Source organism: Pseudomonas sp. SbOxS1, from assembly GCF_013416725.1.
Classification (GTDB): Bacteria; Pseudomonadota; Gammaproteobacteria; order Pseudomonadales; family Pseudomonadaceae; genus Aquipseudomonas.
Map to the genome: position 1 here is coordinate 40434 of NZ_JAAVXC010000013.1, position 8592 is coordinate 49025.

The 8592-nt window shown below is 60.6% G+C and carries 7 protein-coding genes and 1 pseudogene; all 8 read left to right on the forward strand.

Going from position 1 to position 8592, the window contains the following annotated elements:
• Positions 1–155: 155 nt before the first annotated feature.
• Positions 156–1583, forward strand: a complete 1428-nt coding sequence (arcD, locus tag HFK74_RS15845; RefSeq protein WP_180204322.1) for an arginine-ornithine antiporter — start codon at positions 156–158, stop codon at positions 1581–1583.
• 33 nt (positions 1584–1616) lie between these two features.
• Positions 1617–2873, forward strand: coding sequence for an arginine deiminase (arcA, locus tag HFK74_RS15850; RefSeq protein WP_008057962.1), 1257 nt, complete (start codon positions 1617–1619; stop codon positions 2871–2873).
• 69 nt (positions 2874–2942) lie between these two features.
• The gene (locus tag HFK74_RS15855) at positions 2943–3953 is read left to right on the forward strand and encodes an ornithine carbamoyltransferase (RefSeq protein WP_008057963.1); all 1011 of its coding nucleotides are present in this window, start codon (positions 2943–2945) and stop codon (positions 3951–3953) included.
• A gap of 185 nt (positions 3954–4138) precedes the next feature.
• Positions 4139–5068 carry a carbamate kinase gene (arcC, locus tag HFK74_RS15860; RefSeq protein WP_008057964.1) on the forward strand — a complete coding sequence of 310 codons (930 nt, stop codon included), beginning with the start codon at positions 4139–4141 and terminating at the stop codon, positions 5066–5068.
• A 12-nt stretch (positions 5069–5080) separates the two neighbouring features.
• A complete protein-coding gene (locus HFK74_RS15865; RefSeq protein WP_180204323.1) occupies positions 5081–5443 on the forward strand; it encodes a DUF5064 family protein in 363 nt (120 codons plus the stop codon).
• 215 nt (positions 5444–5658) lie between these two features.
• Positions 5659–7167: a sigma-54-dependent transcriptional regulator gene (locus HFK74_RS15870; RefSeq protein WP_180204324.1), complete on the forward strand. Its 1509-nt coding sequence runs from the start codon at positions 5659–5661 to the stop codon at positions 7165–7167.
• A 456-nt stretch (positions 7168–7623) separates the two neighbouring features.
• Positions 7624–8007: a glycine cleavage system protein GcvH gene (gene gcvH / locus HFK74_RS15875; protein WP_180204325.1), complete on the forward strand. Its 384-nt coding sequence runs from the start codon at positions 7624–7626 to the stop codon at positions 8005–8007.
• Between the two features lie 10 nt (positions 8008–8017).
• A pseudogene (locus HFK74_RS15880) lies at positions 8018–8592 on the forward strand (glycine dehydrogenase (aminomethyl-transferring)); the annotation flags it as partial.

Genomic DNA, 8592 nt, shown 5'->3' on the forward strand with positions numbered 1-8592 from the left:
GAAGCCTCTGGGACAAGCATTACAGGCATTAGCTTTGTATGAGCAATTCTTTCAGTTATTAACAACGGAATGTAGAACTGTGTTGATCCAAGTCAGTCGACTGGATGGTTGACGGACTTAGTCTGCTCTCCCCTCTCCTGCAACGGAGTCATGCAATGTCTGAAGCTCCCGGAAAACTGAAACTCGGCGCGCTGGTTGCCCTGGTCGTCGGTTCGATGATTGGTGGCGGCATCTTTTCCCTGCCGCAGAACATGGCGGCCAGTGCGGACGTCGGCGCCATTCTGATTGGTTGGGCGATCACCGCTGTCGGCATGCTCACCCTGGCCTTTGTGTTCCAGACGCTGGCCAACCGCAAACCTGACCTGGACGGCGGGGTCTACGCCTACGCCAAGGCCGGGTTCGGCGACTACATGGGTTTCTCGTCGGCCTGGGGCTACTGGATCAGTGCCTGGCTGGGCAACGTCGGTTACTTCGTGCTGCTGTTCAGCACCCTGGGCTACTTCTTCCCGGTGTTCGGCGAGGGCAATACCGTGGCCGCCGTGATCGGCGCGTCCGTGTTGCTGTGGGCCGTGCACTTGCTGGTGTTGCGCGGGATCAAGGAAGCGGCGTTCATCAACCTGGTGACCACGGTCGCCAAGATCGTACCGCTGATACTGTTTGTGCTGATCGCGATTTTCGCCTTCAAGCTGGAGATCTTCACCGCCGACATCTGGGGCATGAAGAATCCGGACCTGGGCAGCGTGATGAACCAGGTGCGCAACATGATGCTGGTCACCGTGTGGGTGTTCATCGGCATCGAAGGCGCGAGCATTTTCTCGGCCCGCGCAGAAAAACGCAGTGACGTGGGTAAAGCCACGGTGATCGGTTTCATCACCGTGCTGCTGATCCTGGTGCTGGTGAACGTGCTGTCGCTGGGCATCCTGACCCAACCGGAACTGGCCAAGTTGCAGAACCCGTCGATGGCCGCCGTGCTCGAACACGTGGTGGGCCAGTGGGGGGCGGTGCTGATCAGCGTCGGCCTGATCATTTCGTTGCTCGGAGCGCTGTTGTCCTGGGTGCTGCTGTGCGCGGAGATCATGTTCGCCGCCGCCAAGGACCACACCATGCCGGCGTTCCTGCGCAAGGAAAACGCCAACCAGGTACCGGTCAACGCGCTATGGCTAACCAATGCCATGGTGCAGATATTCCTGATCATCACGCTGTTTTCGGCCAGTACCTACCTGTCGCTGATCTACCTCGCCACCTCGATGATCCTGGTGCCGTACCTGTGGTCGGCGGCGTACGCCCTGCTGCTCGCCGTGCGCGGCGAAACCTACGAAGGCGCGGCGGGCGAACGCCAGAAGGATCTGCTCATCGGCGCCGTGGCCCTGATCTACGCGGTCTGGCTGCTGTACGCCGGCGGCATCAAATACCTGCTGCTCTCGGCCCTGCTCTATGCCCCCGGCGCGATCCTGTTCGCCAAGGCCAAGCTGGAACTCAAGAAACCGGTTTTCACCAACGTCGAGAAGCTGATTTTCGCCCTGGTGGTCGTCGGCGCCCTGGTGGCGGCCTACGGTCTCTACGACGGCTTCCTGACCCTGTAACACGACTGTTTTGCCATCTGGAGGTTCACTGAAATGACCACGGAAAAAGTTAAGTACGGCGTCCATTCCGAAGCCGGCAAACTGCGCAAGGTGATGGTTTGCTCCCCAGGACTTGCCCATCAGCGGCTGACCCCGAACAACTGCGACGAACTGCTGTTCGATGATGTGCTGTGGGTGGCCCAGGCCAAGCGCGACCATTTCGATTTCGTCACCAAGATGCGCGAACGCGGGATCGACGTGCTGGAGATGCATAACCTGCTGACCGACATCGTCGCCATCCCCGAAGCACTCGACTGGATTCTTACGCGCAAGATCACTCCCGATACCGTCGGGGTAGGCCTGATCAAGGAAGTGGACTCCTGGCTGCGCAGCCTGGAACCTCGCCAGATCGCCGAGTTCCTGATTGGCGGCGTCTCGGGTGATGACCTGCCGGACGCGTTCGGCGGCAAGGCCATCCAGATGTTCCGCGACTTCCTCGGCAGCTCCAGTTTCCTGTTGCCGCCCCTGCCCAACACTCAGTTCACCCGCGATACCACCTGCTGGATCTACGGCGGTGTGACCCTCAACCCCATGTACTGGCCGGCACGCCGTCAGGAAACCCTGCTGACCACTGCCATCTATAAATTCCACCCGCAATTCACCGGCGCCGACTTCCAGATCTGGTACGGCGACCCGGACAAGGATCACGGCGCGTCTACCCTCGAAGGTGGCGACGTGATGCCGATTGGCAACGGCGTGGTCCTGATCGGCATGGGCGAACGCTCGTCACGCCAGGCCATTGGCCAACTTGCGATCAACCTGTTCAAGAACAAGGCCGTTGAGAAAGTGGTCGTTGCCGGCCTGCCCAAGTCCCGAGCGGCGATGCACCTGGACACCGTATTCAGTTTCTGCGACCGCGACCTGGTGACGATATTCCCGGAAGTGGTGAACCAGATCGTCGCCTTCACCCTGACCCCGGACGAAAGTAAACCGGGCGGCATTGACATCCGTCGGGAGAAAACCAACTTCCTCGATACCGTGGCCGCCGCCTTGAACCTCAAGGCCCTGCGCGTAGTGCAGACCGGCGGCAACAGCTTCGCCGCCGAACGCGAGCAATGGGATGACGGCAACAACGTGGTCGCCGTGGAGCCCGGCGTGGTCATCGGCTACGACCGCAACACCTACACCAACACCCTGCTGCGCAAGGCCGGTGTAGAAGTCATCACCATTAGCGCCGGCGAACTCGGACGCGGTCGCGGCGGCGGCCACTGCATGACCTGCCCGATCATCCGCGACCCGATCGACTACTAACCTATCAGCCTTGGCCCGCGCTGACCGAGCGCGGGCCAACGGGATAACCGACACCTTAGGAGATCCAAAATGGCGTTCAATATCCATAACCGCAATCTGCTGAGCCTGGAACACCACACCCCTCGCGAATTGCGCTACCTGCTCGACCTGTCCCGCGACCTGAAACGGGCCAAATATACCGGCACCGAACAGCAACACCTCAAGGGCAACAACATCGCGCTGATCTTCGAAAAAACCTCGACCCGCACCCGCTGTGCGTTCGAAGTCGCCGCCTATGACCAGGGTGCCAACGTCACTTACATCGACCCGAACTCCTCGCAGATCGGCCACAAGGAAAGCATGAAGGACACCGCCCGCGTGCTCGGGCGCATGTACGACGCCATCGAGTACCGTGGCTTCAAACAGGAAATCGTCGAGGAGCTGGCCAAGTTTGCCGGCGTGCCGGTGTTCAACGGCCTGACCGATGAATATCACCCGACGCAAATGATCGCCGACGTGCTGACCATGCGTGAACACGCCGACAAACCGATCCACGAGATCAGCTACGCCTACCTTGGGGATGCGCGTAACAACATGGGCAACTCCTTGCTGCTGATCGGCGCCAAGCTGGGCATGGACGTGCGCATCTGCGCGCCGAAAGCCCTGTGGCCGGCGGACGACCTGGTGGCCCGCTGCAAGAAATACGGTGAAGAAAGCGGTGCACGCATCACCCTCACCGAAGACCCGAAAGCCGCGGTCAAGGGCGTGGACTTCATCCACACCGACGTCTGGGTTTCCATGGGCGAACCGGTCGAGGCCTGGGCCGAACGTATCCAGCAACTGCTGCCGTACCAGGTGAATGCCGAACTGATGAAAGCCAGCGGCAACCCACGCACCAAGTTCATGCACTGCCTGCCGGCCTTCCACAACAGCGACACCAAGGTCGGCAAGCAGATTGCCGAGCAGTACCCGCACCTGAAGAACGGCATCGAAGTGACCGATGACGTGTTCGAGTCGCCGGCCTGCATCGCCTTCGAGCAAGCGGAAAATCGCATGCACACGATCAAGGCGATTCTGGTGTCGACGCTGGCTGACCTTTAACGGCCGACCCGGCTCCCACTGACGGAACATGGCCAATGTGGGAGCTGGCCTGCCAGCGATGGTAGCGCCGCGGTGCAGCTGACAGACCGCGGCGATCCCATCGCGAGCAGGCTCGCTCCCACAGGGTCAGGGTTCCATCGATAGACCGAGTCACCGCTTACTTCTCATTTAGAAGGACATGCACCATGCGTATCGTCGTTGCTCTGGGCGGTAACGCCCTGCTCCGCCGGGGTGAACCCATGACCGCGGACAACCAGCGCGCCAATATCCGGATCGCCACCGAGCAGATCGCCAAGATCCATCCCGGCAACCAACTGGTCATCGCCCACGGCAATGGCCCGCAAGTCGGCCTGCTTTCGCTGCAAGCGGCGGCCTACACCTCGGTGTCGCCGTACCCGCTGGACGTACTCGGCGCCGAAACCGAAGGCATGATCGGCTACATCATCGAACAGGAACTGGGCAACCTGCTGGACTTCGAGGTGCCTTTCGCCACCTTGCTGACCCAGGTCGAAGTCGATGCCAACGACCCGGCCTTCAAGAACCCCACCAAACCCATCGGCCCGGTGTACACCAAGGCCGAAGCAGAAAAACTCGCGGCCGAAAAAGGCTGGGCCATTGCCCCCGATGGCGACAAATACCGCCGCGTGGTCGCCAGTCCCAAACCCAAGCGCATCTTCGAAATCCGCCCGATCAAATGGCTGCTGGAAAAAAGCAGCATCGTGATCTGTGCCGGTGGTGGCGGCATCCCGACCATGTACACCTCGCCCGGTAAACTGGAAGGCGTCGAAGCGGTCATCGACAAAGATCTGTGCTCGGCGCTGCTGGCCGAACAGCTGGAAGCGGACCTGCTGGTGATCGCCACCGACGTCAACGCCGCCTTTATCGACTTCGGCAAACCCACCCAGAAAAGCATTGCCCAGGCGCACCCCGATGAAATGGAAAAACTCGGCTTCGCTGCCGGCTCCATGGGACCGAAGGTGCAGGCAGCCTGCGAATTCGCGCGCCATACTGGAAAGGTCGCGGTGATCGGCTCTCTGGCAGACATCGAGGCGATCGTCCAGGGCAAGGCTGGCACACGCATCAGCACGGCGACACCTGGCATTACTTACTTGTAAGGAGAGAAGTCGATGGCACAGTTTGAGCCAGGACACTTGCACATTGAGCGTCATGCGCTGACACCGGACGATGTCAGCTACAACGTGAAGCTCGACTATGAAGTCAGCAAGAATGACAAAGGTGAAAAAGGCATCCAGTTCACCATGCATGGCAGCATTCAGGGCAAGGACATGTCAGAGACCTTCTTCCTGCCCAAGGAGGAGGCCTACAACTTCGCCAGGGATGTGACGAGAATTGCCGAGAAGTACGGGATTCCGAAAACACACAGCCAGATCGGCTCAATCCACAAGCATTACGATTTGATGTTTGAAGACATCCGGCAGCAGTTGAATATGAAATCCGGCGACCCGGTGAACCCTGAACACTTCGAATAACCTCCTCAGCAAATGGACGCTGTAACTGTGGGAGCGAGCCTGCTCGCGATGGCGGTGTAACCTTCAACAGTGATGTCGGCTGACAGGCCCTCATCGCGAGCAGGCTCGCTCCCACAAGGGTCTTCCCCTGCATTGAAGACCGCGCAGGATTTCACCATTAGCCCGCCCCAAGGCATACTTGCCACCCTCCGCACGTCAGAACCCTAAATCGCACCATGCGTATCCACGTCAGCTTCATCGATCGCGTCGGCATCACCCAGGAAGTCCTGGCCTTGCTCGGTGGACGTAACCTCAACCTGGATGCGGTGGAAATGGTCCCGCCCAACGTCTACATCGACGCGCCGACCCTGAGCCCGCAAGTGCTCGAAGAGTTGCGCGATGCGTTGTTGAGCGTGCGTGGCGTGCAAGCGATGACCGTGGTCGACATCCTTCCCGGCCAGCGTCGACACTTGCAGCTCGATGCGCTGCTCGCGGCGATGACCGACCCGGTGCTGGCGCTGGACAGCGCCGGCAAGGTGTTGCTGGCCAACCCGGCATTGATTGCCTTGTACGGTCGCGAGCCGGCCGGCGAAAGTGTCGCTGACCTGTTTGCCGACCCGGCGCTGCTCGATGCGTTGCTCGAACACGGTTTTCGCCTGCCGCTGCGGGAAATCACCGTCAACGGCCAGACGCTGCTGCTGGACGCCACCCCCATCACCGACGCTGGCGCCCTGCTGACCCTGTATCAACCCAATCGCATCGGCGAGCGCCTGTCGGCACTGCACCATGATCACGCCGAAGGCTTCGATGCGTTGCTGGGCGAATCGCCGGTCATTCGCACGCTCAAGGTTCGCGCTCAACGGGTGGCGGCCCTCGATGCACCGCTGTTGATCCAGGGCGAAACCGGCACCGGCAAGGAACTGGTGGCGCGGGCTTGCCACGCCATCAGTGCCCGCCACAACTCACCGTTCCTGGCACTGAATTGCGCGGCATTGCCGGAGAACCTCGCCGAAAGCGAACTGTTCGGCTACGCCCCCGGCGCCTTCACCGGCGCGCAACGGGGCGGCAAGCCGGGGCTAATGGAACTGGCCAACCAGGGCACGGTGTTTCTCGACGAAATCGGCGAGATGTCACCGTACCTGCAAGCCAAGTTGCTGCGCTTCCTCAACGATGGCAGCTTCCGTCGGGTCGGTGGCGATCGTGAGGTCAAGGTCAATGTGCGGATACTCAGCGCAACCCACCGCGACCTGGAAAAAATGGTCAGCGAAGGTCTGTTCCGCGAAGACCTGTTCTACCGCCTCAACGTCCTCAATGTCGAAGTCCCGCCCTTGCGCGAACGCGGCCAGGACATCCTGCTCCTGGCCCGCTACTTCATGCAGCAGGCCTGCGCACAGATCCAGCGCCCGGTCTGTCGCCTGGCGCCGGGCACTTACCCGGCCCTGCTCGGCAACCGCTGGCCGGGCAACGTGCGGCAGCTGCAAAACGTGATCTTCCGTGCCGCGGCCATTTGCGAAAGCAGCCTGGTGGACATTGGCGACCTCGACATCGCCGGCACCTCGGTGGCGCGCCAGAGCGATCAGGATATCGACAGCCTGGAGCAGGCCATGGATGAATACGAGAAAACCCTGCTGGAAAAGCTCTACGTCAGCTACCCCTCGACCCGCCAACTGGCCAGCCGCCTGCAAACCTCCCACACCGCCATCGCCCATCGGTTGCGCAAGTACGGCATCCCCAACAAGCCGTAAGCCTCGCAGCTCAAACACCTCTCCCTGCCAGCAAAATCTCCTGTGGGAGCCAGCCTGCTGGCGATAGCGGTCTCACAGACAGCAACGATGTGAATGTGATGCCCCTATCGCCAGCAGGCTGGCTCCCACAGGTTTTGAGTTCGACCCGGAAATATCACTCCAAAAACGACCTCTACCTGTACTGAAAGCGCTACAGCGGAACGATATCGCTACACCCCTCTCCAACCAGCCCTGCGCAAGGCTTTGATCCACTTCAGCTTTTTTCTCCTGCTGCGGCTGTAGCGATTTCGCTACAGCCTGCATAAACAGTCTTGTCTAAAAACAACTTAACTCATTGATTTATAACAATAATTAAACATTGGCCGCCTTTTTGCTTAGTAACCCCTCATAAACCAGGGCATTGCCCAAGCATTCAATCGCGTCCACCAGACGAGTCTGGCCCCCTTAGGAGTTTCCATGAGCGAGTTGCGTTTTACTGAAGATCACGAATGGCTGCGCACCGAAGCTGACGGCAGCGTCACAGTCGGCATCACCGCTTTCGCGCAGAACGCACTGGGCGACGTGGTTTTCGTACAACTGCCAGAGCTGCAGTCCTACGACAAAGGCGCTGAAGCAGCCACCGTGGAATCGGTAAAAGCCGCCAGCGGTGTGTACATGCCGCTGGACGGAGAAGTACTGGAAGTGAACCCGGCACTGGACGCCAGCCCTGAACTGGTCAACGAAGACCCGCTGGGCGAAGGCTGGTTCTTCCGTTTCCAGCCTGCTGACGCTGCCGCTGTCGGCCAACTGCTGGATCAGGACGCTTACGACCGCCTGATCAAAGCCCAAGCCGAAGCCTGAGGAACCCGCCATGACTATCAATCTCAGCACCGCCAACGAATTCATCGCCCGCCACATCGGCCCCCGCGCCGGTGACGAGCAGGCCATGCTCAACACCCTCGGTTTCGACTCCCTCGAAGCCCTGGGCGCCAGCGTCATTCCCGACAGCATCAAGGGCACCAGCGTGCTCGGCCTCGAAGACGGCCTGAGCGAAGCGGACGCCCTGGCGATGATCAAAGGCATCGCCGGCCGCAACCAGCTGTTCAAGACCTTCATCGGCCAGGGCTACTACGGCACCCACACGCCGTCGCCGATCCTGCGCAACCTCCTGGAAAACCCGGCCTGGTACACCGCCTACACCCCGTACCAGCCGGAAATTTCCCAGGGCCGCCTCGAAGCCCTGCTGAACTTCCAGACCCTGATCAGCGACCTCACCGGTCTGCCGATCGCCAACGCCTCGCTGCTCGACGAAGCCACCGCCGCCGCCGAAGCCATGACCTTCTGCAAGCGCCTGAGCAAGAACAAGGGCAGCCACCAGTTCTTCGCTTCCGTGCATTGCCACCCGCAGACCCTCGACGTGCTGCGCACCCGTGCCGAGCCATTGGG

Bases quoted from the DNA above. Each gene is read 5' to 3' on its own strand.
- HFK74_RS15865 (WP_180204323.1), top strand. From the start codon at position 5,081: ATGGCACAGTTTGAGCCAGGACACTTGCACATTGAGCGTCATGCGCTG.
- HFK74_RS15870 (WP_180204324.1), top strand. From the start codon at position 5,659: ATGCGTATCCACGTCAGCTTCATCGATCGCGTCGGCATCACCCAGGAA.
- gcvH (WP_180204325.1), top strand. From the start codon at position 7,624: ATGAGCGAGTTGCGTTTTACTGAAGATCACGAATGGCTGCGCACCGAA.
- HFK74_RS15855 (WP_008057963.1), top strand. From the start codon at position 2,943: ATGGCGTTCAATATCCATAACCGCAATCTGCTGAGCCTGGAACACCAC.
- arcA (WP_008057962.1), top strand. From the start codon at position 1,617: ATGACCACGGAAAAAGTTAAGTACGGCGTCCATTCCGAAGCCGGCAAA.
- arcD (WP_180204322.1), top strand. From the start codon at position 156: ATGTCTGAAGCTCCCGGAAAACTGAAACTCGGCGCGCTGGTTGCCCTG.
- arcC (WP_008057964.1), top strand. From the start codon at position 4,139: ATGCGTATCGTCGTTGCTCTGGGCGGTAACGCCCTGCTCCGCCGGGGT.